The organism is Pseudoalteromonas sp. H105 (assembly GCF_001469215.1).
In the GTDB taxonomy this organism is placed as follows: domain Bacteria; phylum Pseudomonadota; class Gammaproteobacteria; order Enterobacterales; family Alteromonadaceae; genus Pseudoalteromonas.
In genome coordinates this window covers 713,533-739,812 of sequence record NZ_LOFH01000001.1, presented here as the reverse complement: position 1 = coordinate 739,812, position 26,280 = coordinate 713,533, and the positions used below count along the sequence as shown (strand labels likewise).

Here is a 26,280-nt window from a genome sequence, read left to right as displayed (position 1 = left end):
TAAAAAACGACTGTAGAGTTATTGCTCTATATTTGTTAAGAGTATGCTAAAAAATAGTAAAACCCAATAGTTTATTCATAACGTTTAAGCTTTTTTTCAAGTTTTTCAATCTGTTTTTCTACTTTTTTAACATCTCTCGCGTATTGTTTATTAATTGCTTTAAGCTGTTTTTTTATATCTTTAGCAATCCGTTTAGTTTCGCTAGCGCTTAATATTCGTTTTAATCTTTGTTGTTGGTTAAACTCTGCGCGGTCTCTGTCGCGGGAAAGTATAGTGAGTGAATGTTCTTTACTGCGTATTTCAGCAGTGAAATTCCGTATTATTTGCTGCCTTTCAAGCTCATTGAGAGTTTTGACATGGTTCGTGTTTGGATCAGAGAAGGCAACGTTGGTTTGTTTAATTTTATGCTCGGTCGCATTTGAACCACAGGGAAACTGGCTAAATACAGTACCTCTGTCTGTGATGCATTTATAATAGTCGGTCTTAGCAGCAATACATGGTGAAGATATCACAATAAACGCGAGTAAATAAGTTGGTAGGTGGGTCATATATTTTTTCATAATGGCTTCCTTGCACCATGACAGTTTAATGAAATATAACCTACTTTAATTAAATCACAAGTGTGTAGGTTTGACTGGTAGCATTTATTACATGAAACTAGGGTCTATTGACTTAGACAGAACCCGAAGGGTACCGTCGGTTTGGGTATTGATGCTGTGTTATCACCTATTTATGGGGAATAGCCACACCATACAGACACTGCCTTACCTAAATACCAAACAGGCTACTGCAAATTTAACCTTGGAAGGTCATAGGCTCTAGTCAGTAAATGCTTTTAATTTTTTGATACTACTGACCAAAAACGGAATATCCAACCCTTGCTCAATTGAAAAGCCCTGAGCAGCAGAGACATTCTTATAATTACCATCAGAATCAATTAATGTGATCCGGTCTTTTTTGTAAGCAATTAAAACACCTTGAGAGTAAGTAACGCCGGTATCATCTTTTTTATCGTATAAGTTTACACCCAACATGCTTTGCGCTGCAATTTGTGGGCAATTTAAGTACTTACCCACACTAGTAGCAATTATATCGCTTGGCTGAATTAATCCTTCTATACGGGTTATTTTCTTATCCGAACTGTAAAGCCTTGAAGTGGTAACAATATCACTGCTTTGTTTCGCGAGACTAAACGCATAAATATGAGTCCCTTCAATGAGGGCTAGGTTGCTTAGATCAGCATTTTCTATACTAATAATCTGTACTGCTGGTGTTTTTTGCGCGACTTCATTTATGTAGTCAAATTCATTAAAGCCGGTCATGTGTAACACGCGTTGTTTGCTAGACCATGCAGGCATAATGTGCGCTTTAAATAATGCCGGCTTGTAGTAAGCGGGTAAACCATATACCAAGCTAAATAACGTATCTTGGTTATTTACTGGCTGAAGAAATTGCTCCGTTTGAAAAAGTTTACCGTGTTGTTGCGCAAAAGATTCTAGTAAGTCATTGTCATTAAAGACTAATATAGCAACGTTTGTTTGTGTATTTGATTCGCAACGAGTTAAAGGGGCTGCGAGTGCATAGTTAATGTTTTGATTCGTCAGTTTGACGTTATGTGCTTGCTTATAGCTTTCTATATCCAGTAAATCATTTTTAGCAAGTAAACTTTTTGCAGTTGTAGGGTATGACAAAGGTAAAACATTATCTTGCTTGGTAATATCAAACTTCAGGTTTGCATCTGCCCAAATATGGATACTGTGACTTAACGCAAAGCAAGTGACTAATACAGACGTGGCATAACGGCCAAACTTATACTGTTTTAATCGTGCTAAATGGTGCCACGTATAATTACTTGCCAATAGTTGAAAGGCAAGAATAAGCATCACAATACCGCCTGCAAGTAAGGTTGTGAGCGCTGGAGAACTTGTTAGTCTATGCCACAGCAATGAAACTATTTCTGGTAACGCAGAGCTACTTAAATGGTACCCTAAATTAAAATAAACATAAGCATCTAACGTAAGTAACGAGGCACCAAGAGTAGCGAGAATTGCAGCCATTCCACGTATATGCCGCGGATAGGGAAAAATTAAACTAAGTGGAAATATCGTCAGCACAAATGCAATGAACGTGATAAAGCTAGTATGGCTAAGCCATGTTACTAACATATACACATAGCCCATTGTTGTTGTCGGTGCGGAGTCGGCAAATAAGTAACTTAAACTAATAAGTAACACTAACCCAATATTAGCAAAGGTAAACCAATGGCCCCAGCTTAATAATTGGCTCGCTTTCGACGAAAACTGATTGTGCTGCGATAAATTCATATAATTTATTTAACCGATTGCGCTAATGCTTTTGCAAAGTTATCCGCAACGGCTTGTCTTTTCCCTGTTGGCACATGCTCTTTTAAGATATGCGTGATAGAATTTCCTAAACACATAAGACTTAAATCAACCGGCGCATTGTGCTCAGTTAACACATCAATGAGCTGATCGACGATTTGTTCTACTTCATCATTAGAATATTTTGATAAGATTGGCATCAGTTGGTTCAATAAAAGAGTTATATTCTCGTATTTTAACACCAGAGGCGTGAAAAACAAAGATGACAATAGATGTTAAAAAATTAGTCGTTCATTATGTAGACAAAAAAGACGACGATACGCAAATTCATTTACGAAACGATGAGATGATGGTGAATGAAAAGGTAGCTGTATTCATCGAGCAATTACATCACGCATACAATGGTAAACCTGGTAAAGGGTTTTGCGCATTCAGTGGTGATAAAAATAGTGTGGTTGCATCAGCAATGCAGAGTTACCGTAATAATGAGCTTGGTTTTTGGCACATGACGGAACAGGCTACAACAGTATTAAAAGAAGAGTTGAATAAATACGCATTTAATGAAACAGGCTATTTAATTTTTTGCCACTATCAGTATGTTGCCACTGATTATATGTTGATTGCTATGATTAATATTAAAGAGCATTACTCAATTACCTCTGAGCTTGATTTAGCGTCATCACGTCACTTAGATATTTCACGTATGCAGTTAGCAGCGAGGATTGATTTAACCGGTTGGGATACTCAGGCTGAAGATAACCGCTATATTTCATTTATTAAAGGGCGTGCAGGGCGAAAAGTTGCTGATTTCTTTTTAGACTTTTTAGGGTGTGAAGAAGGCATTGATCCAAAACAGCAAAGCCAAGCTATGCTCAACGCTGTTGAAGATTACCTATCTGAGCAGCAATTCGAAAAATCAGAGAAAGACGACCTACGCAAACAAGTGTTTGATTACTGTAATGACTGCGTAACCACAGGGGAAGATGCCAATGTCAGTGAACTATCACAAGCGCTCACAAAAGGTGACGACAACCCATTTGACAGCTTTTGCAAAGAGCAGAGCTACGATTTAGAGGAGTCATTCCCAGTTGATAAAAAAACCGTCACCAGCATGGTGAAATTCTCCGGACTCGGTGGTGGCGTGAGCATCAGCTTTGAGCGTAAACACTTAGGTGAGCGTGTAATGTATAACGAAGCGACAGATACACTTGTGATTAAGGGTATACCGCCTAACCTAAAAGATCAGCTACAGCGTTTTATGGAAAGTGAAGACTAACCTATTAGTTTTAAGCTGGTTTGAGTGGGTTGAAAGCGAGGCGCATGCACCTCGCTTTTTTGTGAGTTCAAATTTTTGTGAAACAAACAGTAAAAAGCCGCGTTAATTTTTATTAACGCGGCTTTTTATTTTGCTTTTGGCTAAAGCCAGAGTGTTAGTCAACACTCATGGTTTTAGTCATTGCCGCGCTTGCGCGACCAGCAGGCTTTATAGAACCAGCACGCAAACCGCTATCAGGAATAGCTTCACGTTGGTCATGAGCCATCGCTTGTGGCGTATGAGTTACATCGCTGTCTGCAATAGGTGTAGGTTGTGCCATAGGTGCACTCGCATGACCTGCTGTAATTACTGTTTTGGTATTTGCCGAAGCGGTTTGTGCAACAGGTGTTGCTTTAGCATCAACTGGTGTTTCAACAGCTGACACTGGTGCTACTTCGGCTTCAACCTTTACTGCTTCAGTTACCACAGGTGCTGCTTCAGTTACCGCAGGTGCTGCTTCAGTTACCGCAGGTGCTGCTTCAGTTACCACAGGTGCTGCTTCAGTTACCACAGGTGCTGTTTCAGTTACCGCAGGTGCTGCTTCAGTTACCGCAGGTGCTGCTTCAATTGCCGCAGGTGCTGCTTCAGTTACCTCAGGTGCTGCTTCAGTTACCTCAGGTGCTGCTTCAGTTACCTCGGGTGCTGCTTCAGTTACCTCAGGTGCTGCTTCAGTTACCTCGGGTGCTGCTTCAGTTACCTCAGGAGTTACCTCAGGTGCTGCTTCAGTTACCTCGGGTGCTGCTTCAGTTACCTCAGGAGTTACCTCAGGTGCTGCTTCAGTTACCGCAGTTTGTGCATTTGCTTCTTCAGATTTAGCTTTTAGCTCAGCTTCGTATTCAGCAGCAGCTTGATCTGCGACAGGAATAAATGCAGGCGGCTGAGTATTATTTTGTGTCTCATTGCCTTCTTCGCCTTGTTCAGGGCGACGGCGACGCTGACCAGCAGCTCGAAGGTGACGAGGAGAACGACGTGAACGAGTACGTGTCTGGCCTTGTTCTTCATCAGTTGATGCATCTTGCTCAGGAGCAGCATTTTGCACTGGCTCAGATTTTGCTGCATCAGGTGCTTTTTTAGCACTTGTATTTACTTGTGTTTCAACGTTTTCAGTTTCAACAACAGGTTTAGCCTCAGGCTTTTCTTCAGCGGTTTTAACAGGCTGTTGTACTTTAGGCTGATCAGTTGCTGTTGACTCTAAAGCGGTAGCTTCGTCATTCTGCACACGAACTTTTTTGCGAATGTTACGACGTTGACGACGCGCTTTTGGCTTTTGCTCAGTTTTTTCAACGTTAGTGTCCTTATTCTCTACAGACTCTTTAACATCAGTTGCTGGCTTTTTATCGTCGTTACGATTTTCATTGCGCTTACGAGAATTAGGGTTACGACGGCGCTTATTGCGATTCTCGTTTCTATTCTCTTTTTGCTCGGTAGTTGCATTGTCAACGTTAGCTGTTTCCTCTGTTGAGCGCTCATTTCGCTCATTTTGAGGTTTGTTACGTGAATTATTACGGCGGCGTTGATTATTACGGCGACGATTATCACCGTCATTATTGCGGCTACGGTTATTACGCGTATTTGTTTTATTAGTCTCTTCTTTCTTTTCCGTCTCTTTATTTTCATTAGAGTCAGCAAATAAAGATTTAAACCAATTACCAATGCTGGCTAACAGGCCAACTTGTGCAGTAGCTTGAGGGGCTGCTGCTTGTTGCGTTGGCGCTGGCTTTTCGGCTGCTTGAGGTGCTGGCGTTGAAGGCATAACAACACCTTTCAATCGAGGCTCTTCACGTACTGCAACAGCGGGTGTTTTAGATGTTTCAAACACTTCAGGCTCAGGCGCTACAACTTGGTCATAACTCACTGTTTCAAGTGTTTCATCTTTACGTAAGCGCATAACTTCGTAGTGTGGTGTTTCCATGTGCTGATTTGGAATGATCACTACATCACAGCTATGACGTTTTTCGATACGGTGAACGCTACGGCGCTGCTCGTTTAGTAAGTAAGCGGCAACAGCAACAGGCACTTGCGCATTAACTTGGGCTGTATTGTCTTTAATTGCTTCTTCTTCGATTAGACGTAAGATTGATAACGCAATTGACTCGTTCGAACGTATAGTTCCTTGGCCACTACAACGTGGGCATGGGCCTTGGCTTGCTTCACCTAATGAAGGGCGCAGGCGTTGACGCGACATTTCAAGTAAGCCGAAACGTGAGATTTTACCAATTTGTACACGGGCACGATCTGGGCGAACAGCGTCTTTCAAGCGGTTTTCTACTTCACGTTGATGGCGCGGTGGTGTCATATCGATAAAGTCGATAACAATCAGGCCACCTAAATCGCGTAAACGTAATTGGCGAGCAATCTCGTCTGCAGCTTCTAAGTTTGTGTTTAGTGCTGTTTCTTCGATATCACCGCCTTTAGTGGCTTTTGATGAGTTGATATCGATCGATGTCAGTGCTTCAGTAGGGTCAATTACAATTGAACCACCAGAAGGCAAGCGTACTTCACGTTGGAACGCAGATTCGATTTGGCTTTCAATTTGATAGTGTGTAAATAACGGCACTTCACCAGAATATAGTTTCACACGACTCATGAAGTCAGGACGAAAACGTTCAATGTGCGCTTTTGCTTCTTCAAATACGCGCGGTTTATCAATTAAGATTTCACCAATATCTCGACGTAAATAGTCACGAATAGCACGGAAAATCACATTGCTTTCTTGGTGGATCAAAAACGGGGCTTTACCGCTGTTAGATGCTTGCTGAATTGCATCCCAGTGTACAAGGAGTGCTTTTAAATCGTAGTTTAATTCTTCAAAAGATTTACCAACACCGGCGGTACGAACGATTAAACCCATACCTTTAGGCAGTTCTAAACGACTCAATGCTTCTTTTAGTTCAGTACGTTCATCACCTTCGATACGGCGTGAAATACCGCCTGCACGAGGGTTATTAGGCATTAGAACTAAATAGCTGCCTGCTACGCTGATAAAAGTAGTAAGTGCTGCGCCTTTTTGGCCTCGCTCTTCTTTATCAACTTGTACGATAACTTCTTGGCCTTCTTTAATTACGTCACGAATGTTCGGACGACCTTGGAAGGTGTAACCTTGCGGGAAGTAAGTACGAGCAATTTCTTTTAAAGGTAGGAAACCGTGACGCTCAGCGCCGTAATCAACAAAAGCTGTTTCTAATGACGGTTCAATACGTGTGATTTTGCCTTTATAAATATTGGCTTTTTTTTGTTCGTGACCCGGGCTTTCGATATCTAAATCATACAGGCGCTGGCCATCAACCAGTGCTACGCGCATTTCTTCTTGCTGCGTCGCATTGATTAGCATACGTTTCATATTGTTACTCTACTGTGTTATGTCGCTGACATGACGAAATCTTTCGCCTGTTCAGTTGCTCCTATCGCTTATTTTTATGCAGTCTCACGACTGGAACTGTGGAGGAGCTTAATGCTGTGAAATTTACAAGTATCTTTATGGTACTGGCTGACAATAACGTGTTGTCACGTTATTAGATTCTTTAATAGCGACAAAACTATCGGCTGGTTTACAGCATCGTAATAGCGTCTTGTCCAGAGTCGTCCATTTTTAAAATTAACTTGCAAGTCATACATATAAAAACGATAGATACTATGTAGTAGTACCTACTTTGCGCTCTTATTTGCAGCACATCTGCTGAACGGCGTTTAATCGCCGTCACGGTCAGACAAATTATCTGTTCAAATTGCTTTTATTTTCATTCATTAAAGCTGTTCATGCTCAAACTTAACCTACGATATATTACGCGCACCGCAGTTAATTGAACGCACGTGTAAACTAGGTCTGTATAAAAGCTTTGGAAAACTTATCTCGGATCTGTATGATCAATTACCTAGAATGTGCATCACGAATGTCTTAATGTGTTAAAAAGCACCGTTGTTATTGCAAATTTTAATTTGCGACGATGATTATCCCATTATTATAACCGTGTTAGCAACTAAATTATTTTACTTAAATCAGTGATTAGGCAATGTCAGAAAAAACCGGCTTACAAGTATCTTTCGTCACGATTACCGAAGACCATTTAGGTCAACGGATTGATAACTTTCTTATTACCCATTTAAAAGGGGTGCCTAAAAGCGCTGTTTATAAAATTCTTCGTAAAGGTGAAGTGCGTGTAAACAAAAAGCGCATTAAGCCAGTGTATAAATTGCAGTTAGATGATGTAGTACGTATCCCGCCAATAAAAATTGCAGAGCGTCAAGATGATTTCGTACCAAGTAAACTAGAAAAAGTTAAGCAGTTAGAAGACGCGATTCTTTTTGAAGACAAATACCTAATCGTGATTAATAAGCCATCTGGAATGGCTGTTCATGGTGGGAGTGGTTTAAGTTATGGCTTGATTGAAGCTTTACGTTCACTCCGCCCAGAAGAGCGTAGCCTTGAACTCGTTCATCGATTAGATCGCGATACTTCGGGGTGCTTATTAATTGCAAAACGGCGTTCAGTGCTGACAAGTTTACATGAGCAACTGCGTGAAAAAACAATGGAAAAAAACTATTGGGCACTTGTTGACGGCCAGTGGGACTCTAAAACTAAAAATGTTAAAGAAGGCTTACGCAAAAACACGTTGCAGTCAGGTGAGCGCATTGTTCGCATAGATAATAGCGATGAAGGAAAGCCATCACATACACGTTTTAAAGTGTTAGAGCGTTTTGATGAATGTTCATTAGTGCAAGCTTCACCTGTTACTGGTCGCACGCATCAAATTCGTGTTCATAGTCAATGCCAAGGTCACCCAATAGCCTGCGATGATAAGTATGGCGACCAAGCGTTTGATGCTGGTATGCGAAAAGTTGGGTTGAATCGACTATTTTTGCATGCCCACGATTTGAGCTTTTATCACCCAAAGAATGAAACAACAATGCGAGTCGAAGCGCCTCTAGATAAAACGCTAGCAAATTGTATAAAAACATTACGCGCTGCAAAATCGTGAAAAACTATAAATTAGTTATTTTCGATTGGGACGGTACCGTAATGGACTCTGTTTCTAAAATAGTGAACTGCATGGGTCAATCAGCACGAAAGTGTGGTTTAGCAGTACCGAGTGATGAGTCAATTAAAAATATTATTGGCTTATCATTAGATTGTGCCGTTGCCACCTTGTTCCCAGAAAATGAAAGTGAATATGCGGATTTAATCGCAGGGTATAAACATCAATATAAATATGTTGATGAAACACCCACACCTTTATTCGCAGATGCACAGAGCACTTTTGCTAAATTAAAAGCGCAGGGCGTAACCCTTGCTATTGCGACAGGTAAGAGCAGAGTCGGTCTCGAGCGCTTATTAATTGAAACTCAATTGGGTGCGTATTTTTCAGCAACACGGACAGGGGATGATGCACAGTCAAAGCCCTCGCCAGACATGCTATTACAAATACTGGCTCAATTAGACATAAGTGCTTCAGAGGCATTAATGATTGGTGATACACGCATTGATATGGCAATGGCGCACTCAGCAGGGATTGATCGTATTGGGGTGACCATGGGTGTACACAACGCACAGCAACTCAATGAGTTTGCACCTATTGCAACTGTCGATTCATATCAACAGTTGCAGGCACTGCTAATTAAGTAGACTCAGCTTGATTACTCAGTACATCTAAACCAAATTCGCTAAGCAGTTTACTGAGTTTGATTAACGGCAAACCAATTAAGCTATTCGGATCATCACCGTTTAGCTTTTCAAATAAACAAATGCCTAATCCTTCACTTTTAAAACTTCCTGCACAGTTATAAGGTTGCTCTGCATCACAATAAGCGATTATTTGGTCTCTACTTAGTGTTTTAAATGTCACGCTAAATGGTTCAATAAGGGTTTTTGTTGTGTTTGTGATAATATCGAAAACACATAAACCCGTTAAAAATGTGACTGTATTACCACTAAATAAGCTAAGTTGTTTAATTGCGTTATTTTTATTATGTGGCTTCCCTAAAATCTGCTTATTAAACACAGCGACTTGATCCGAGCCAATGACGAGGCCTTTACTGAAATGCTTTTGAGCTGCATGGGCTTTTAATATACTTAAACGTATGACTAACTCCTCTGGTGACTCTTCTTTTAATGGTGTTTCGTCGACATCTGGAGAAAAACTGTCAAAAGGTAGATTAAATTTTTGTAATAAAGACTGACGAAACTCTGAGCTAGAGGCTAATATAAGCGGGTGATGCATGGGTTATTTCCCTAATGAAAATCAGATTGAGTTAGGATAAATCAGATCCGTATGCAAAACAAAGAAATGAATCGGGAAAAACCAGTTAAAAATGGTTTTTTACTTTGACTAACCAAGTAACTATCTATATGATGCAGCCCCTATGCAAAAGGTGAAAATTCCCATCACTCTTCATCCAGGTAAAGCAGCGCAACACCGTTTAAGTTATGACGGCATTGTTCAGCTTGAAAAACTTGTCCGTTTACGGGAAGTTATCCAGGAAGAAGTAGGTGAAATAGCGGTAAAAATTCATTGCAAGAATGATGAGCAAGGTTTAGTTGTGATTCGTGGCAATTTGTCCACACACGTAACTGTAACTTGTCAACGTTGTAATGGTGATTTAGGGTTGGATTTGGATCAAGACTTTGTGTATTCGCCAGTCGGTTTGGATGCAGAGTCAGATGATCTTCCAGAAGACTACGATGAAGTAGCACTTGATGAAAATGGTGAAATAGACGTTTACGAGTTAATCGAAGACGAATTGCTATTAGCTGTGCCATTAGTGCCTACGCACAACGAAGCTTCATGCAGTTATTCAGCAAAGCCTGCCAGCTTTGGTGTTTTAAAAGCGGAAGATGATAAACCAAATCCATTTGATATTTTGAAACAACTTAAGAAAGATTCTTAGGAGAAGACTATGGCTGTACAAAAAAGCAAAAAGTCTCGTGCAAGACGCGGCATGCGCCGTTCACACGATGCGATCAGTGGTCCAACTTTAACTGTAGACCAAACATCTGGTGAGACTCATCGTCGTCACCACGTGACTGCAGATGGTTACTACAAAGGCGTTCAAGTAATTTCTAACTAAGAGATTGCTTTATGCTGACTAATCTAACCATTGCGTTAGATATGATGGGGGGCGATTATGGCCCCCGTTCATCTATCCCCGCAGCCGTTAACGCGGTAAATGCTAGTGCCAACTTAAGACTCATCTTATGTGGTAACGAGCAAGTAATAACTAATGAACTAGAATCGCTCGATTCTTTGTCTCACCCTCGATTAATCATCCGTCATTGTAGTGAAGTCGTTACCAATTCCTGTGAACCAGCTTCAGCTGTCCGATCAAAAAAAGATTCTTCTATGCGTGTAGCGCTTGATTTAGTTAAGTCAGGTGAAGCGCAAGCATGTGTAAGCGCTGGTAATACAGGTGCGTTGCTCTTTATGGCGCATTACGTACTAAAAATGTTGCCTGGCGTTAAACGCCCTGCATTAATTTCAGCTGTTCCTACGGAACAAAAGAATCCGGTTTATCTTTTAGATCTAGGTGCAAATGTGCACTGCGATGCACACACTCTTTATCAGTTTGGAATTATGGGTTCAGTTGTTGCAGGACAAGCACTTGGCTGTGAAAAGCCTAAAGTGAGTTTACTTAATATTGGATCAGAAGACATAAAAGGTCATGAAGATATTAAGCAGGCGGCTCTATTAATGCAACAATGTGACTTTATTAACTACACAGGTTACAGTGAAGGAAGCGATATTTTTACTGGGAAATCCGATGTTATTGTTTGCGAAGGTTTTGTAGGCAATGTAGCGCTCAAGACCTGTGAGGGCATTGCTAAACTAATTATGTTTAAGTTAACAAAAGCGTTAAGAAAGCATTTCTTCTATAAATGTTTAGCGTTTATGTTACGTCCAGTAATAAAAAAACTCTATAAAAGGGTGAACCCCGACCAGTATAACGGCGCAAGTCTGGTAGGATTGCGCGGTATTGTCGTAAAAAGTCATGGAAATGCATCAGCGAAAGCATTTCATGCTGCTATCGATGAAGCTGCAAGAGAAGTCGAACGTCAACTTCCAGAAAAAATAGCAGCTATTTTCGAAAAAACACATTCGACTAAAAAAGTATCGGCTGACGAGTAATTTAAATTGTCAGACGCTTACGTAAACATTTATTTATTTGTTTAATTATAAGAGCAAAGTATGGCACAAAAAATCGCACTTGTTTTTCCAGGTCAAGGCTCACAATCTGTGGGTATGTTAAGTGAGCTACTTACTGAATCAGACATTGTAAAAGCAACATTTGCAGAGGCATCAGACGCCCTAGGTTATGATCTTGCGGCATTAGTATTGAATGGCCCAGAACAAGAATTAAATCAAACTCATCGTACTCAGCCTGCACTCCTTACTGCTTCAGTTGCTATTTATCGTCAATGGTTAGCTGCAAATCCAGATACTGATGTAACAATGGCAGGACACAGTTTAGGTGAATACTCTGCATTAGTGTGTGCAGAAGTATTAAGCTTAGCGCAAGCGGTTAAGCTCGTTGAAAATCGCGGCTTATACATGCAAGAAGCAGTGCCAGCTGGCGTAGGTTCTATGGCTGCAATTATCGGTTTAGGTGATGAAGAGATTAAAGCAGCATGTGCGTCGTCAGCTCAAGGTGAAGTCGTTGCCCCAGTAAATTATAACTCACCGGGTCAAGTGGTAATAGCTGGGCACAAAGCGGCCGTTGATAGAGCGTCAGAAGCGTGTAAAGAAGCGGGTGCTAAGCGTGCATTGCCTTTATCGGTCAGCGTGCCTTCACATTGTGAACTAATGAAACCAGCAGCAGATAAACTTGCTGCTGATTTAGCCGCCTTAACATTTAATACACCTAAATGTGATGTAATTAATAATGTTGATGTTAGTGCAGCAAATGCAGCTGATGCAATTAAAGATGCATTGGTGCGTCAACTGTATAGTCCAGTTCGTTGGACCGAAACAGTTCAAGCATTGGTAGCACAGGGTATTACCCAAAGCTACGAATTTGGCCCAGGTAAAGTATTGACGGGTTTAGCAAAACGTATTGATAAAGCAATGGTATGTGGTTCGGTGAATAGCCAAGCTGCCATTGATGAAGCTAAATAAGAGTAGGATTATAATGGCAAATTTATTTTCACTAGAGGGCAAGGTCGTCCTTATTACTGGTGCAAGTCGTGGTATTGGTAAAGCAATTGCAACAACGTTAGTGGCACAAGGTGCAAAAGTAGCTGGCACTGCAACTAGCGAGTCAGGAGCTGCGAAAATCAGTGAATATTTAGGTGATAATGGTAAAGGCTATGCGTTAAACGTAACCGATCCTGCATCGATTGAGGCGACTCTTGCTGCAATAAAAGCAGATTTAGGCGATATTGATGTACTGGTTAACAACGCCGGAATTACACGTGATAACTTGTTAATGCGAATGAAAGACGGTGAGTGGAATGATATCATTGATACCAACTTAAGCTCTATTTTCCGCCTGTCTAAAGCAGTATTACGTCCGATGATGAAGAAAAAGAATGGCCGTATCATTAATATAGGGTCAGTTGTGGGCACTATGGGTAATGCTGGTCAAGCAAACTATGCTGCAGCAAAAGCCGGCGTTATTGGTTTTTCAAAATCTTTAGCGCGTGAGGTTGCATCCCGTGGTATTACTGTTAACGTAGTTGCACCTGGTTTTATTCAAACGGATATGACAGACGAACTGACTGACGAACAAAAAGCAGCCACACTTGCTAACGTGCCTGCGGGACGTTTGGGTCAGCCCGACGAAATTGCCGCCGCTGTTTGTTATTTAGCATCAGATGCTGCTGCTTACGTGTCTGGTGAAACGCTGCACGTTAACGGCGCAATGTACATGGTTTAAGGAACTTTGTTCCTGATTTAATTTAAGGCAGAATCACAAAAAATGTTGAATTTTTTGTGAACTTGCTTTAAACATACTTGAATTCGCTGTGAAAATAAGCGATAAAAGATAAAAATAACGTTCAAGAGGTTTGACCAGATAAATAATTATCAGCAAATCCTTGAATCACAGAATTATGCGCCGTAAACTACGCCGCAATCTGAAAATAACGCATTGGCGTTTTTAATAAAGGAAAGAAGAATGAGCGACATCCAAGAACGCGTAAAGAAAATCATCATTGAGCAACTAGGTGTTAAAGAAGAAGAAGTAAAGCACGAAGCTTCTTTCGTTGATGACTTAGGCGCAGATTCACTTGATACTGTTGAATTAGTAATGGCTCTTGAAGAAGAGTTTGATACTGAGATTCCAGACGAAGAAGCTGAAAAGATCACAACAGTTCAAGCTGCAATCGATTACGTTACAGCTCACGCTGAGTAATCAATCGCATATTAAGGGCAGCATTCGCTGCCCTTAATCTATCTATACAATGATACAAATTATATTTGTATACACCCCACCTAAAATAATAATTTCCTTATTGGAGGCAACCTGTGGCTAAACGTCGAGTCGTCGTAACTGGCTTAGGAATGTTGACACCCCTTGGTAACAATGTTGAATCAACCTGGCAAGGTCTATTAAATAGCAAAAGTGGTATTCAAACTATCACGCATTTTGATACCTCAAGCTTTGGCACCAAATTCGCGGGTTTACTAAATGATTTTGATGCGTCAGATTATATGTCACCAAAAGACGCTAAGAAAATGGATTTGTTTATCCAATATGGCATTGCAGCGGGTGTACAAGCACTACAAGATTCTGGCCTTGAGATAACAGAGCAAAATGCCCAACGCGTTGGTGTAGCTGTTGGCTCAGGCATTGGTGGTTTAACGTTAATCGAAGAAAACCACATAAAACTATTGAACAGTGGTCCGCGTAAGCTATCTCCTTTTTACGTGCCTTCTACTATTATCAACATGATCTCTGGTCACTTGTCGATAATGCACGGTTTACGTGGTCCAAATATTTCAATTGTGACAGCCTGTACTACTGGTCTTCATAATATTGGTCATGCTGCACGTATGATTGCATACGGTGATGCTGATGCAATGGTCGCTGGCGGTGCAGAGAAAGCGTCAACACCAATCGGTATGGGTGGTTTTAATGCTGCTCGTGCATTATCTACACGTAACGATGATCCGCAAGCGGCGTCTCGCCCTTGGGATAAAGACCGTGATGGTTTTGTTCTTTCTGATGGTGCAGGTGTTATTGTATTAGAAGAATACGAACACGCTAAAGCACGTGGTGCGAAGATTTACTCTGAGCTTGTAGGTTTTGGTATGAGCGGCGATGCGTATCACATGACTTCACCTCCGGCTGATGGAGCAGGTGCAGCCCTTGCAATGGAAAATGCGTTAAACGATGCAGGTGTTAATGCTGAACAAGTGGGTTACATTAACGCCCACGGTACCTCGACTAACGCAGGTGATAAGGCTGAAACCTCAGCGGTTAAATCTATCTTTGGCAATGCTGCAAAAGATGTGATGGTGAGTTCATCTAAATCTATGATGGGTCACTTACTCGGTGCTGCAGGTTCAGTTGAATCAATCATTACTATTTTGTCGTTACAAGATCAAAAAGTAAGCCCAACAATCAACCTTGATAACCCTGACGAAGGCTGTGATCTGGATTATGTTCCTCACACTGCACGTGATGCGAAATTAGACTACGCGTTATGTAACTCGTTTGGTTTTGGTGGTACTAATGGCTCGTTGCTATTTAAAAAGGTATAATATTTTTAAACAACGAGACAGAATAATAGCCCAGTTGTGACTGGGCTTTTTTATATGCAGAATAAACAGCTAATACAACAAAAGATAATCACTGAACAGCCTAGCGTTGTTAGCAGCCGTGATCGCGGCATAAACTATGGCGATGGCTTTTTTACTACAGCAAAGATTGTTGACGGCAATGTTGAGCATTGGTCACTGCATCGAGCGCGATTAAGTGAGTGCGCAAGCCGTTTAGCATTTCCTGAAATAGAGTTTATTGAACTCGAAGCCGTAATCAGCCAACTTATTGCAACACAGAAATGTGCTGTTCTTAAAGTGCTTGTTACGCGTGGCGAAGGCGGGCGAGGGTACGGTTTACCAGAACAGCCGTTACTAAACATTGTGCTCAGTGTGGTTGATTTTCCATCTCATTACGAAGCATTGGGTTCAAAAGGCCTTAGCTTAGCTGTTAGCCCCATTAAATTAGCATCTCAACCATTATTTGCGGGGCTAAAAACATTAAACAGGTTAGAGCAAGTAATGATCAAGCAAGCCATGCAAAGACAAGATAGTGATGATGTATTGGTTCTTGATTATCAAAACAATGTCATAGAAACCTCTGCGGCCAATGTATTTGCAATTAAAGGTGGGCGGGTCTTTACCCCTTTACTTAATGAGTGTGGAATTAAAGGAGTTTACCTGCAATCGTTATGTGCTAAATTGCCTATTGAGTTTATGAACTTAACATTAGAGCAATTAAAACAAATGGATGCAGTGTTTGTCTGTAATAGTTTAATGGGTGTGTTGCCAGTCAAAGAAATTGACACAGTGTGCTTCGATATAAATAAAAGTTCAAATGTATTAAGTGGTTTAATGGCCAAGGAGTTTGCGTGCTTAAGGTAATTGTCGGTATTTTATTTGCGGCCCTTGTCACAACGGCGGTGGGTTATCATCAATTACAAATAACTATTTCCAGTACGTTGTTAGTGCCTGCAAATACCCAGTTTGAAGTTAAAAAAGGGATGGGTTTTAATCAACTTTGTCAGCAATGGCAGGCAAATAAATGGCTTGAAAGTTGTTTAAAATTCCAATTGATAGCAAAATTAGACCCCACATTAACAGATTTGAAAGCGGGCCTTTACTTACTTGATTCGACAACTGTTTTAAATAATATTCGCCGAATAAACCAAGGTAAGCAGGTGAGTTTTAGCTTTACTATTATTGAAGGGCAAATGTTGCGTGATGTACTGACAACCGTAGCTAAGACACCACACTTAAGGCAAGATTTAAACATTGACAACCTTAGCCAGCAAATACTTAATGCTGATCAGCACCTTGAAGGCTGGTTGTACCCAGACACTTATCATTACCATGCAAATGACAGCGCAAGTGGGCTGTTAAAACGTGCTTACTCAACCATGCAAATGACGCTTGATGAAGCATGGCAACAGCGCGCTGATGATTTACCGCTCAATAGTGCGTATGAAGCATTAATATTGGCATCCATCATTGAAAAAGAAACAGGCCTTGCTAGTGAGCGCCCCATGATTGCATCTGTATTTACTAATCGTCTTAACTCAAAAATGCGTCTACAAACGGATCCTACTGTAATATATGGCTTAGGTACTGCGTATGATGGGGATATTAAAAGAAAAGATTTGACCAGTTACACACCCTATAATACTTATAGGATTCCCGGTTTGCCGCCAACTCCGATAGCAATGCCATCAAAAGCAGCAATCTTAGCAGCGGTCAATCCGCCTGAATCTGATTATGTGTATTTTGTTGCTAAAGGCGATGGTAGCCATCAGTTTTCGAAGACGTTAAAAGCACATAATAAAGCTGTACAAGATTACTTGCGATACCAACAACAGCTCAGTAATTAAGACAGCCGTAATCTGAATAACCAAAAGAGACACCATGACAGCAAAATTTATTGTGATTGAAGGACTAGAGGGCGCGGGTAAATCAACCGCAATTTCAATTTGTCAGCAGTTTTTAAACCAGCATAATGTTGATTTTGTGAATGTAAGGGAGCCCGGCGGGACGCCTCTTGCAGAGCAGCTAAGAGAACTTGTAAAGGCTAATCATAAAGAGCAAATTGCAAGTGAAACAGAACTATTGATCATGTATGCCGCCCGAGCGCAGCTCGTTAATAATGTAATTCGCCCCGCACTGGGTAACGGCCAGTGGGTACTGGGTGACCGACATGACTTATCATCGCAAGCATATCAAGGCGGTGGGCGAGAAATTGACTCATCAACTTTAACTTCTCTCTCTAACATTGTACTTAAAGGGCTTAAGGCTGATTTAACTATTTATTTGGATATAGAGCCATCGATTGGTTTAGCTAGAGCAAAAGGGCGTGGAGAACTGGATAGAATTGAGCAAGAAGCGTTGAGCTTTTTTGAACGAACTCGTGCTCGATACCGAGAACTAGCTGCTAAAGACGAATCAATTAAAACCGTGAATGCAAATCAAACGATGGAGCAAGTACATAAGGATATCATTGCGGCCTTAGAGCAGTTTTTGCAAAGTAGTAATTAAGATGATTTACCCATGGCTCAATACAATAGAACATCAACTTAGCACGAGTTTTGCTGCAGGAAGGTTCCATCACGGTCAATTATTTAGTGGTCAACAGGGTGTCGGTAAAGCAGCCTTAGTTGCTCAGCTTGCAAATGCATTATTGTGTCAACAAGCAAGCGGTGTTAAGGCTTGTGGCCAATGTAAGAGTTGCCAGTTGAATCAAGCGGGCACGCACCCCGATAAATTTAATGTAGTGGTTGATGGCCAAAGTATTGGTGTAGACGATATCAGAATGGTTAGCCATTTTATGAGTCACTCTGCGGCACAGAACGGAAATAAAGTGGTGATCATTAAAGATTGCCATAAAATGACGACTTCCGCGGCTAATGCTTTGCTTAAAACACTTGAAGAGCCAAGTCCTCAGCGCTTTTTATTGCTCACCACTAATGCAGTATCACAACTACCCGCCACAATACTGAGTCGCTGTACTAAAACAGATGTTCAAGTGAGTGATACTCTCAAGGCTCAACATTGGTTAGCGTCTCTACAAATTATTGACAGCCCTTGGCTTCATCTTTTTTATCAACAACCTTTGTTGGTGCAAATGTGGCAGCAAAAGGATCAATTAGAAACTATTGATCAACTCTATAAATTTGCAACCGAGTTAAAACAAGGTCATAATTTCAGTGTGTTAGTGGATATCATTAATAAGGATAACGATCTGGCTCGCGTTTTTTGTTTATTTTTGACTGAGCAATTAAAACAACAATTAATCGCTGGCATGGAATTTGATAAGTACCAGCATGCGCAGCAAGCCATAATCGATTTTTATCAGAATTGTACTCAAGTGTTAGGGCTCAATTTGTCTTTAGCTGTTTCTCAGCTGGCGTATTCACTTCGCAGATAACAATAATTAGGATGTTTTATGCAAGAATTACTTGTTGATTTAGAAGATTTAGATGAGCTATACCGTTGCTATATGCCTTACCTTAAGACTGGCGGTTTATTCGTACGCACAAATATGCGTTATGAAATGGGGCATTCACTTGCATTAAAAGTCACACTGCCGGATGCACTTGAAGATGATGTGGTAACGGGTAAGGTGACCTGGATCACACCCCAAGGTGCGCAAAGTTCTAATCCACCAGGTATTGGGATTAGTTTCTTAGATGATAAGACTAACCTGAATGCTAAAATCGAAAAATTACTGGGGACTATGTTAAACTCCGGTAATCCAACTTATACCATGTAGTAAGCAGTAATTGTGATTGTAGATTCCCATTGCCATTTAGACCGACTTGATTTTGATAAACTGGATTTAAATTTAGACCAAGTGCTAGATAGTGCACGTGCAAAGCAAGTTGAACATTTTTTATGCGTTAGTGTAACGCTAGATCAATTTCCTAGCATGTTAGATAAAATTAAGCATTACAACGATGTTTCTGCCTCATGTGGCGTGCATCCACTTGACCAAAAAGATGCTTTAGATAAGCAACGGTTAATTGACTTAGCCAGCCACGATAAAGTGGTTGCTATTGGCGAAACTGGCCTTGATTATTATTATGCAAAAGACACACATACGATTCAGCAAGAGAGTTTTGTTGGGCATATTGAAGTGGCAAATCAATTACAAAAGCCGTTAATTATTCATACCCGCGATGCACGTGCCGACACGATTAATTTAATGCGCGAGCACAACGCAGAAAAATGCGGTGGTGTATTACATTGTTTTACTGAAGACTGGGATATGGCCAAAAAAGCCATCGATTTAGGCTTTTATATCTCTATTTCGGGTATCGTGACATTTAAAAATGCGGTTGAGCTAAAAGATGTCGTTAAACAAATTCCACTTGATAGGTTGCTTATTGAAACCGATTCACCTTATTTAGCACCAGTACCATACCGTGGTAAAACGAATCAGCCTGCGTATGTTCAAGATGTCGCCTATTATATCAGTGAACTTAAAGGAATTAGTTACAAAGAGCTTGCAACTGCGACCACGGGTAACTTTTATTCCTTATTTAATCTAGCAAAACAGGGTTAACAGAAGATGAGCCAAGCACCACTTCCTCTACTGTTGATGGGGCCAATGGTGCGCCGCGCTGATATAAACGAGGTTTGCATTCAATTTGCAACCTCTAAAACGTTAAGTTGCCGAATTGAATTAAATGGTTACGATACTTTCTGTGAGCACGAATCAATTCGCTTAGGTGAAAAGCTGTGCCTGCATTTTGTTCATATCAAACCGATTTCAGGCGCTTTCCCAGTTGATCAATTGATTGGTTATAAGCTATTTAGTAACGACGACGAAATTCCGCTCACTGCATTTTGTTATCAGGGTAGAACCGTTCCAGAGTTTGCAGTACCTCGTAAGCTTACACAGATATTACATGGCTCATGCCGAAACCCTCATCACCCCGCGAAGGATAGTTTAGTTGCTGCAAACCAGTTTGTGCAGCAACAACGAGATGACAATAAACCTGGTGCTGATATTTTATTATTATCCGGCGACCAAGTGTATGCCGATGATGTGGCAGGCGCTATGCTCATTGCAATCAGGCGGTTAATTGATGTATTGGGTATTTATAAAGAGCTACCACTGGCTATAAATCTCCCAGAGATTGTAGAAGAGCAACTTTATCAACGGCATTTATACCTGCCCAAAGTGCCTTGGCAAAAGCGAAAGAAACTAGGTGTAGGTTATTGGTTAAAAAAAGATGTGCCCCATTTCTCTAGTTTAAAAGCGGCGAATCACTTAGTGTTTTTTGAAGAATTCATTGCACTATACTTGTTAAACTTGAGCTCATCAGTATGGCAACTAATTGATTTTGAAAGTATAAACTTTAACGCTAATAATGCCAAAGATCAGCAACTTTTTGAGAGTGAGAAAACAGCATTAATAGGCTTTAAGAATGGATTGCAAGACGCACAAGTTTTGTTCGCAAATGTGTCTAGTTTAATGATGTTTGATGATCATGACGTAACAGATGATTGGAATTTAACAGCTGGCTGGGAACAGGTTATTTATCAACACCCAGTTAGTCGACGAATTGTAAATAATGGGCTTATTAGCTATTGGTTAATGCAAGGCTATGGTAATGATGCAGGCGCAAAAACAGCAAGTCTGCTAGCGCCGTTTAAACAGTGTTTGTCTGGTGAAAAGCAATGGGCATTTAGCGCCTTTGATAAAACTATCTTGGACTTTAACCATTGGCACTATGAATTAAGTACAACGCCTAAAGTCGTGGTGCTTGATACACGGACACATCGGTGGCGCAATGAGCAAAACTTTAATGAACCATCTGGGTTATTGGATTGGGAGCGATTAACAGAGCTAGAAGATAGCCTGGTAAGTCATGAACAAGTGATCATCGTTTCACCCGCACCCGTATTTGGGGTTAAATCAATAGAGGCTATTCAAGCTTTATTTAATATTTGTGGGCAGCCCTTACTTGTTGATGTTGAAAATTGGATGGCTCATGAAGGCTCGGCGAAAAAATTATTGAATACTTTTCGTCGAGATGACACACCAAAAGAAACGCTTATATTATCTGGCGATGTGCACTATTCATTCTGTTTTTCTGTGCAAAAGCGGTTTGGTAAACACCCTAATCGTATTTGGCAGCTCACCGCTAGCGGGATAAAAAATGAATTTCCACGCAAATTAATCAATATCTTGGATAAACTTGACTCCATACTTTACGCACCAAAAAGTCCACTTAATTTCTTCACCAAGCGCTGGCAAATGGAAGTGGATAAGCATCAAACTATGGGTGATGGGCAAAAGTACTTAGTGAGCGACTCTGCGATCAGTTTAATCACATTAGATAAGGGTAACTTAACACGTTACCAGCTGATACACGGTGATGGCCATATAACAGAGTTTGACTTAGATGAGCATTAAAATGGCTTTCTACGGCGTTTAATATAATTTGCAATGTCAGAAACTGTGCCAAGCCAATAACCATTTCTTGGATCTTTAATATACTGTATTAACTCCTCAAGCATAGCCGCGTCAGTGGTGTACTGCCCTTTTTCGCCTATTTCATGACCAGCTAAAATGATCCAACTATTATTTTCACGATGTTGTTTGAGCATGGCAATGACCTCCTCAAACGTCATGTCGTCTATTCGCAGACTTGTTAGCTGAGCAAAGTCAGTAAAGTTTGGATTGTTTGCCGTTTCATCAAGCCAAGTTCGGCCAGTATCAAAGTGCTTAGCTATTAAAGGCACGTAACTTTGTGTTTCAAGGCCTCTCCCAATAAATGTATTCCCGCAGGGATACGCAAAAGCCCGTGGTGTGACGCCTAGATGTTTTATAATATACCTTTGTGCATCAAGAATATCTTTTTCCAGCCATTTTAACGAAGTCTGCTCAAGAGAAAGGGATTGCTGACGCAGCCATTCAAAGTTACCTGTGCATAAATGGCTGCTGGTATGGTTCGCAATTTCATGTCCTGTGGTTACGACCTTTTTCCAGTCATGCAGTCGTTCTTTAATGTTAAACGGTGAGACATAAAATGTGGCTTTAATATGATGTTTATTTAAGATTGCTAGGCCAGTATCAACTTGGCTATGGCGGGCATCATCGAACGTAATACTAATAGCGTTAGTCGCTTTGTTGGGGTAATCAAAGCCTTGATAATTTTGTGCAGCACTAACGTTAGAAATAACGGTAAATGTGGTGCAAAATACCAGTAAAGTTTTATACATTTTTGCTTCCTTTTTAGTCTATAGAAACAAAAGTTTGTTGCGAAGTATATACTACATAAGCATAAAAAATGCCCAGAACGAATCCGCATTGTTCTGGGCTTAGGGGTGGCTCTTATGAGCCTGCGCTAACTTTAAAAAACACCTTCCATTCGTTAAGGGAGAAGTAGAAAGTATTAATAAGTGTAGTTAACAAATGTAAAAACCCCCAATAATTGTTGTATTTTTATACTATTTTAAAAACAATAACTTGAGTGAAAAGTGAACAATTCGATGTTTTTTAATTCATAATTAATTGCCAACTTACTCACAACTTATCCATGCCAAGTAATTAATTGCGTATTTTGTACCAAGTCTCGTGGCAGTGAGTTTTTTATTTTGTTTTTTTGCCACTTTCCTAAACCAATGGGGCAACCACATAAAGTTAGCACCACTTCATCGGTTGCACTTGTTACTTCATCTAAGCGGATATCTTTACCCTGAAAATAGTCGTTAGCTTGCTGATCAGAAAGCGCATAGGTATTTTTAACACAATTTCCACCGAACACAGTGGCAAATTCATGGGTTAGCCGCACACCGTTTTTATGGATCATGCCTAACTGAATTCCTAAGCGTGAATATTTGATTTTATTTTCAATTGACTCAAAACCGTCAGGGAATAGCCAAAGCTCTTTATCACGTTGCATCAAGGTCCCAGGTAGTGAACTCATACCAAACTGCTTCTTGATAGTCGCGGTAAATTTTTGATTGGCTTTTTTATCATATGACTGAAATGGAAAAGCCCCTTTTTTGATTTTTTGATTAGGGTTATCAATACTTGCAACTTTTTTAAACTTAGCGATAAAAAAGCCTTCACTGTCGAACGTTTGCGGCCAAACGTGTAAATAACCTTCGTCAGTGGTTGCTTGCTCTGCATTTGGAAATAAGTTGGCTAAGCTTTCAGCTTCAATACAATCACGAAATTGCTCAAGTAGGTAATCACACACGTGTTGGTTTTCAAGCGGGGTTAAGGTGCAGGTTGAATACACTAATGTGCCACCGGGTTTGAGGGCGTAAAAAGCACTTTTTATTAACGCTTTTTGTACTTTAGCAATATCAATATTCGATTCAATTGACCAATTTTTTAGGGCATCAGCATCTTTACGAATCGTGCCTTCACCAGAGCAAGGCGCATCGAGCAATATGCTGTCAAAACATTCGAACATGTAATCACCAAATACGACACCATCAAAATGTGAGAGGGCACAATTGCCTACGCCCATACGTTTTAGCGTAGCACTAAGCACCTTTAAGCGAGACGAGGATAACTCATTGGCAACAAGCACACCCTGATTATTCATCAGAGCTGCTAATTGTGATGTTTTTGAGCCAGGGGCTGATGCCATATCAAGCACATGTTTGGCGTCAAGTAGTGATTCTTTAAGAGCCATGGGTGGTAGCATCGAGCTTGCTTCTTGTACATAGATTGCGCCGCTTAAATGTAAGTCGGTATTACCAAGGGAAAGGGCATTTTCTTCATCTGCTGGGCGCTCTAACCAAAAACCATCTTCACACCAAGGTATTTGCGTTAACTGCCAGCCTTTTTGTTCTGCCGCGAGTTTAAATTCTTCAACCGACATTTTTAATGTATTTACACGCACAGACTTACGCAGTGGTTTGCGACACGCATTAATAAAGTCATTTAATGTTAGGTGCGCAGGTAAGTAGCTAGCTACATCATCTATAAATTGTTGAGGAATATACGTGTTGGCGTTCAAGGCTGTGCTCACGAAGAAAAATAAAAGCATATTCTATCATTTTCGCTGTGCAGTCATAAACATAAATTTAGTGATATGACTTGTCGACACCTGATGGTTAATAATTAGTTTTTAGCTGTTTACAGTAGTGTTTACTTTGTTTATGTCGACAATAACTCGTTTTAAGCCTCGTTTTTGTTTATTTAAGGTTGACACAATTTCACATAAAGACCATAGTGTAACCACAAATTGTCGACAATCTTAAAGAAGTAACCTATGACACAAGATGCTTTTAGCAAAACGCTTATTACTACCGCATCTGATCAGGTGTTTGTTGATATGCGCCGTGAGATTGTTGAAGGCAGTATTGAGCAAGGCAGTAAAATATCAGAGCCTGAGCTGGCAAAGCGCTATGGTGTGAGTCGCGCAACGCTTCGTGAAGCGCTGAACCGCCTTGAAAGTTGCTACTTAATTGAACGAAAAGCGAACGTAGGGTGTCGAGTAGTCGCCCTTACCGCAGAGCGATTAATCGAAGTGTATCAAGTTCGTAGTGCACTTGAAGGCTTGGCATGCCGGTTGGCTGCCGACAATATGGCAGCTGATGAAGTGCAAAGCTTAAAACAATTACTCAATCAGCACTTACAAACGCAGCGAGTAAAAGAGGGCGAGTCATACTACCAAGAAGCGGGCGATTTAGACTTTCACTATCGCATTATCAAAGCCAGTAAAAACGAGCACCTTATTCATTTATTAAGTAACGGTTTATACCAGTTAATTAGGATGTACCGTGTACAAATGGGCATGGTTGGGCCGCGGGTGTCGAAAGCGTTTGATGAGCATTTAGCCATTATTAATGCCATTGAAAACCATGACGGTGAATTGGCTGAGTTATTAATGAAGCGCCATATCAGTGCCTCACAATCCAATATTCAAGCAAAATTTGATAGATACCAATCAATGTAGGTATTAAAAGCAGCACAAAAGAAGGCTGCGCAGTAATTTAAGACAGTCAAACTGTCATAGAAAGTATTTAAAAAATAAACTCTGCCTCGAGCAGTTACCGTTCAAAGGAGACAGCAATGTCAGCAGGATCAAAGTTTAAACAAGCGATAGCAAACAACCAGCCACTGCAAGTGGTAGGGACTATCAATGCTTATACAGCCATGATGGCTGAAAAAATGGGTCACCAAGCAATTTACTTGTCTGGCGCCGGTGTCGCGAATGCCTCTTACGGCATGCCAGATTTAGGTATGACCAGCCTTGATAACGTACTTGAAGATATCCGCCGTATTACCGGTGCTAGCGATTTACCTTTATTGGTTGACGCAGACACAGGTTGGGGTGGGGCGTTTAATATTGCCCGTACCGTAAAAGAAATGACAAAAGCGGGTGCTGCGGGATTTCATATTGAAGACCAAGTAGCACAAAAGCGTTGTGGTCATCGCCCAAATAAAGAGATCGTGAGCCAAAGCGAAATGGTTGACCGCATAAAAGCAGCAGTTGATGCTAAAACAGACAGCGATTTTTACATTATGGCGCGTACTGATGCGTTTCAAAAAGAAGGCCTAAATGCGGCGATTGACCGTGCTGCGGCTTGTGTTGAAGCGGGCGCTGATGCCATTTTTGCTGAAGCCGTGCATGACCTTGCTGATTATCAAGCATTTACTAAGGCGCTAAATGTACCAATTTTGGCAAACATCACCGAGTTTGGCCAAACGCCAATCTATACCAAAGAGCAGTTAAGTGATGTTGGCGTGCAAATGGTGCTTTACCCGTTAAGTGCGTTTAGAGCGATGAATAAAGCGGCGTTAAACGTGTATTCAGCTATTTTGAATGAAGGCTCTCAACAAAGTCAAATTGAGAACATGCAAACACGTGCTGAGCTTTATGACTTTTTAGATTATCACACGTATGAAAACACCCTTGATAACCTTTTTTCAGCAAAATCTGACAAATAATAAAAAATTCAACAGGAG

Annotated in this window: 26 protein-coding genes; 19 read left to right on the top strand and 7 right to left on the bottom strand. The window is 40.8% G+C overall.

All coding sequences use genetic code 11. The annotated features are described in order from the left end of the window. Positions 1-71: 71 nt before the first annotated feature. The 3 genes from ATS75_RS03260 to ATS75_RS03250 all read right to left on the bottom strand — a co-directional run bounded on the left by ATS75_RS03260 (position 72) and on the right by ATS75_RS03250 (position 2,542). The gene (locus ATS75_RS03260; RefSeq protein ID WP_235591112.1) at positions 72-560 is read right to left on the bottom strand and encodes a DUF4124 domain-containing protein; all 489 of its coding nucleotides are present in this window, start codon (positions 558-560) and stop codon (positions 72-74) included. A gap of 258 nt (positions 561-818) precedes the next feature. Beyond that, entirely contained in the window at positions 819-2,324 is a 1,506-nt protein-coding gene (locus tag ATS75_RS03255; RefSeq protein ID WP_058558975.1) for a DUF3413 domain-containing protein, read from the bottom strand. 5 nt (positions 2,325-2,329) lie between these two features. Beyond that, positions 2,330-2,542 carry a DUF1414 domain-containing protein gene (locus tag ATS75_RS03250; protein ID WP_058558974.1) on the bottom strand — a complete coding sequence of 71 codons (213 nt, stop codon included), beginning with the start codon at positions 2,540-2,542 and terminating at the stop codon, positions 2,330-2,332. A 62-nt stretch (positions 2,543-2,604) separates the two neighbouring features. On the opposite strand from ATS75_RS03250, the gene yejK reads away from it, so the two are divergent. Beyond that, on the top strand, positions 2,605-3,618 hold the full coding sequence (gene yejK, locus ATS75_RS03245; protein ID WP_058558973.1) for a nucleoid-associated protein YejK: 1,014 nt from the start codon (positions 2,605-2,607) through the stop codon (positions 3,616-3,618). A 154-nt stretch (positions 3,619-3,772) separates the two neighbouring features. Here yejK and rne read toward each other — a convergent pair whose 3' ends face one another. After that, the gene (gene rne, locus ATS75_RS03240; protein WP_058558972.1) at positions 3,773-6,997 is read right to left on the bottom strand and encodes a ribonuclease E; all 3,225 of its coding nucleotides are present in this window, start codon (positions 6,995-6,997) and stop codon (positions 3,773-3,775) included. 670 nt (positions 6,998-7,667) lie between these two features. Here rne and rluC point away from each other — a divergent pair. Continuing rightward, entirely contained in the window at positions 7,668-8,633 is a 966-nt protein-coding gene (gene rluC / locus ATS75_RS03235; protein ID WP_058558971.1) for a 23S rRNA pseudouridine(955/2504/2580) synthase RluC, read from the top strand. After that, the gene (locus ATS75_RS03230) at positions 8,630-9,277 is read left to right on the top strand and encodes an HAD-IA family hydrolase (protein WP_058558970.1); all 648 of its coding nucleotides are present in this window, start codon (positions 8,630-8,632) and stop codon (positions 9,275-9,277) included. The genes rluC and ATS75_RS03230 overlap by 4 nt, the downstream gene beginning before the upstream one ends. Here ATS75_RS03230 and ATS75_RS03225 read toward each other — a convergent pair. Further along, positions 9,270-9,872, bottom strand: coding sequence for a Maf family protein (locus tag ATS75_RS03225; RefSeq protein ID WP_058558969.1), 603 nt, complete (start codon positions 9,870-9,872; stop codon positions 9,270-9,272). The genes ATS75_RS03230 and ATS75_RS03225 overlap by 8 nt on opposite strands. A gap of 142 nt (positions 9,873-10,014) precedes the next feature. On the opposite strand from ATS75_RS03225, the gene yceD reads away from it, so the two are divergent. The 14 genes from yceD (at position 10,015) to ATS75_RS03155 (ending at position 21,762) form a co-directional block, all read left to right on the top strand. Next, positions 10,015-10,539, top strand: a complete 525-nt coding sequence (yceD, locus tag ATS75_RS03220; protein ID WP_058558968.1) for a 23S rRNA accumulation protein YceD — start codon at positions 10,015-10,017, stop codon at positions 10,537-10,539. Positions 10,540-10,548: 9 nt separating this feature from the next. Then, on the top strand, positions 10,549-10,719 hold the full coding sequence (gene rpmF / locus ATS75_RS03215; RefSeq protein WP_008109865.1) for a 50S ribosomal protein L32: 171 nt from the start codon (positions 10,549-10,551) through the stop codon (positions 10,717-10,719). Between the two features lie 11 nt (positions 10,720-10,730). Beyond that, positions 10,731-11,774: a phosphate acyltransferase PlsX gene (plsX, locus tag ATS75_RS03210; RefSeq protein ID WP_058558967.1), complete on the top strand. Its 1,044-nt coding sequence runs from the start codon at positions 10,731-10,733 to the stop codon at positions 11,772-11,774. A gap of 60 nt (positions 11,775-11,834) precedes the next feature. Then, positions 11,835-12,761 carry an ACP S-malonyltransferase gene (fabD, locus tag ATS75_RS03205; protein WP_058558966.1) on the top strand — a complete coding sequence of 309 codons (927 nt, stop codon included), beginning with the start codon at positions 11,835-11,837 and terminating at the stop codon, positions 12,759-12,761. Between the two features lie 13 nt (positions 12,762-12,774). Further along, positions 12,775-13,521 (top strand): 3-oxoacyl-ACP reductase FabG, encoded by a 747-nt coding sequence (fabG, locus tag ATS75_RS03200; protein ID WP_058558965.1) that lies wholly within the window; start codon positions 12,775-12,777, stop codon positions 13,519-13,521. Between the two features lie 240 nt (positions 13,522-13,761). Further along, positions 13,762-13,998, top strand: a complete 237-nt coding sequence (gene acpP / locus ATS75_RS03195; RefSeq protein ID WP_016707440.1) for an acyl carrier protein — start codon at positions 13,762-13,764, stop codon at positions 13,996-13,998. A 113-nt stretch (positions 13,999-14,111) separates the two neighbouring features. Beyond that, a complete protein-coding gene (gene fabF, locus ATS75_RS03190; RefSeq protein ID WP_058558964.1) occupies positions 14,112-15,350 on the top strand; it encodes a beta-ketoacyl-ACP synthase II in 1,239 nt (412 codons plus the stop codon). Between the two features lie 54 nt (positions 15,351-15,404). Then, positions 15,405-16,232 (top strand): aminodeoxychorismate lyase, encoded by an 828-nt coding sequence (pabC, locus tag ATS75_RS03185; protein ID WP_058558963.1) that lies wholly within the window; start codon positions 15,405-15,407, stop codon positions 16,230-16,232. Beyond that, positions 16,220-17,215 carry an endolytic transglycosylase MltG gene (gene mltG, locus ATS75_RS03180; protein WP_058558962.1) on the top strand — a complete coding sequence of 332 codons (996 nt, stop codon included), beginning with the start codon at positions 16,220-16,222 and terminating at the stop codon, positions 17,213-17,215. Before pabC ends, mltG begins: the two co-directional genes overlap by 13 nt. Positions 17,216-17,249: 34 nt before the next feature. Continuing rightward, positions 17,250-17,876, top strand: coding sequence for a dTMP kinase (tmk, locus tag ATS75_RS03175; protein WP_058558961.1), 627 nt, complete (start codon positions 17,250-17,252; stop codon positions 17,874-17,876). Position 17,877: 1 nt separating this feature from the next. Further along, positions 17,878-18,765, top strand: a complete 888-nt coding sequence (holB, locus tag ATS75_RS03170; protein ID WP_058558960.1) for a DNA polymerase III subunit delta' — start codon at positions 17,878-17,880, stop codon at positions 18,763-18,765. Between the two features lie 18 nt (positions 18,766-18,783). Next, positions 18,784-19,110, top strand: coding sequence for a PilZ domain-containing protein (locus tag ATS75_RS03165; protein WP_058558959.1), 327 nt, complete (start codon positions 18,784-18,786; stop codon positions 19,108-19,110). Between the two features lie 12 nt (positions 19,111-19,122). Beyond that, positions 19,123-19,902, top strand: a complete 780-nt coding sequence (locus ATS75_RS03160; protein WP_058558958.1) for a TatD family hydrolase — start codon at positions 19,123-19,125, stop codon at positions 19,900-19,902. A 6-nt stretch (positions 19,903-19,908) separates the two neighbouring features. Beyond that, positions 19,909-21,762: a metallophosphatase gene (locus ATS75_RS03155; RefSeq protein ID WP_058558957.1), complete on the top strand. Its 1,854-nt coding sequence runs from the start codon at positions 19,909-19,911 to the stop codon at positions 21,760-21,762. Here the strand turns inward: ATS75_RS03155 and ATS75_RS03150 are convergent. Both ATS75_RS03150 and rsmF read right to left on the bottom strand, forming a co-directional pair. Next, positions 21,759-22,571: a polysaccharide deacetylase family protein gene (locus ATS75_RS03150; RefSeq protein WP_058558956.1), complete on the bottom strand. Its 813-nt coding sequence runs from the start codon at positions 22,569-22,571 to the stop codon at positions 21,759-21,761. The two genes, ATS75_RS03155 and ATS75_RS03150, sit on opposite strands and share 4 nt — an antisense overlap. Positions 22,572-22,882: 311 nt before the next feature. Next, on the bottom strand, positions 22,883-24,325 hold the full coding sequence (gene rsmF / locus ATS75_RS03145) for a 16S rRNA (cytosine(1407)-C(5))-methyltransferase RsmF (protein ID WP_058559081.1): 1,443 nt from the start codon (positions 24,323-24,325) through the stop codon (positions 22,883-22,885). A 255-nt stretch (positions 24,326-24,580) separates the two neighbouring features. On the opposite strand from rsmF, the gene ATS75_RS03140 reads away from it, so the two are divergent. Both ATS75_RS03140 and prpB read left to right on the top strand, forming a co-directional pair. Further along, on the top strand, positions 24,581-25,267 hold the full coding sequence (locus ATS75_RS03140; RefSeq protein ID WP_058558955.1) for a GntR family transcriptional regulator: 687 nt from the start codon (positions 24,581-24,583) through the stop codon (positions 25,265-25,267). Positions 25,268-25,383: 116 nt separating this feature from the next. Next, positions 25,384-26,262, top strand: a complete 879-nt coding sequence (gene prpB / locus ATS75_RS03135) for a methylisocitrate lyase (RefSeq protein ID WP_058558954.1) — start codon at positions 25,384-25,386, stop codon at positions 26,260-26,262. Positions 26,263-26,280: the final 18 nt, after the last annotated feature.

What these genes read in the sequence shown, in the direction of transcription:
- ATS75_RS03155 (WP_058558957.1), top strand. Translation starts at nt 19,909, where the DNA reads ATGAGCCAAGCACCACTTCCTCTACTGTTGATGGGGCCAATGGTGCGC.
- rpmF (WP_008109865.1), top strand. Translation starts at nt 10,549, where the DNA reads ATGGCTGTACAAAAAAGCAAAAAGTCTCGTGCAAGACGCGGCATGCGC.
- holB (WP_058558960.1), top strand. Translation starts at nt 17,878, where the DNA reads ATGATTTACCCATGGCTCAATACAATAGAACATCAACTTAGCACGAGT.
- ATS75_RS03255 (WP_058558975.1), bottom strand. Translation starts at nt 2,324, where the DNA reads ATGAATTTATCGCAGCACAATCAGTTTTCGTCGAAAGCGAGCCAATTA.
- prpB (WP_058558954.1), top strand. Translation starts at nt 25,384, where the DNA reads ATGTCAGCAGGATCAAAGTTTAAACAAGCGATAGCAAACAACCAGCCA.
- yceD (WP_058558968.1), top strand. Translation starts at nt 10,015, where the DNA reads ATGCAAAAGGTGAAAATTCCCATCACTCTTCATCCAGGTAAAGCAGCG.
- ATS75_RS03260 (WP_235591112.1), bottom strand. Translation starts at nt 560, where the DNA reads ATGAAAAAATATATGACCCACCTACCAACTTATTTACTCGCGTTTATT.
- ATS75_RS03165 (WP_058558959.1), top strand. Translation starts at nt 18,784, where the DNA reads ATGCAAGAATTACTTGTTGATTTAGAAGATTTAGATGAGCTATACCGT.
- ATS75_RS03140 (WP_058558955.1), top strand. Translation starts at nt 24,581, where the DNA reads ATGACACAAGATGCTTTTAGCAAAACGCTTATTACTACCGCATCTGAT.
- acpP (WP_016707440.1), top strand. Translation starts at nt 13,762, where the DNA reads ATGAGCGACATCCAAGAACGCGTAAAGAAAATCATCATTGAGCAACTA.
- rne (WP_058558972.1), bottom strand. Translation starts at nt 6,997, where the DNA reads ATGAAACGTATGCTAATCAATGCGACGCAGCAAGAAGAAATGCGCGTA.
- pabC (WP_058558963.1), top strand. Translation starts at nt 15,405, where the DNA reads ATGCAGAATAAACAGCTAATACAACAAAAGATAATCACTGAACAGCCT.
- yejK (WP_058558973.1), top strand. Translation starts at nt 2,605, where the DNA reads ATGACAATAGATGTTAAAAAATTAGTCGTTCATTATGTAGACAAAAAA.
- ATS75_RS03250 (WP_058558974.1), bottom strand. Translation starts at nt 2,542, where the DNA reads ATGCCAATCTTATCAAAATATTCTAATGATGAAGTAGAACAAATCGTC.
- tmk (WP_058558961.1), top strand. Translation starts at nt 17,250, where the DNA reads ATGACAGCAAAATTTATTGTGATTGAAGGACTAGAGGGCGCGGGTAAA.
- fabD (WP_058558966.1), top strand. Translation starts at nt 11,835, where the DNA reads ATGGCACAAAAAATCGCACTTGTTTTTCCAGGTCAAGGCTCACAATCT.
- plsX (WP_058558967.1), top strand. Translation starts at nt 10,731, where the DNA reads ATGCTGACTAATCTAACCATTGCGTTAGATATGATGGGGGGCGATTAT.
- fabG (WP_058558965.1), top strand. Translation starts at nt 12,775, where the DNA reads ATGGCAAATTTATTTTCACTAGAGGGCAAGGTCGTCCTTATTACTGGT.
- ATS75_RS03225 (WP_058558969.1), bottom strand. Translation starts at nt 9,872, where the DNA reads ATGCATCACCCGCTTATATTAGCCTCTAGCTCAGAGTTTCGTCAGTCT.
- ATS75_RS03150 (WP_058558956.1), bottom strand. Translation starts at nt 22,571, where the DNA reads ATGTATAAAACTTTACTGGTATTTTGCACCACATTTACCGTTATTTCT.
- rluC (WP_058558971.1), top strand. Translation starts at nt 7,668, where the DNA reads ATGTCAGAAAAAACCGGCTTACAAGTATCTTTCGTCACGATTACCGAA.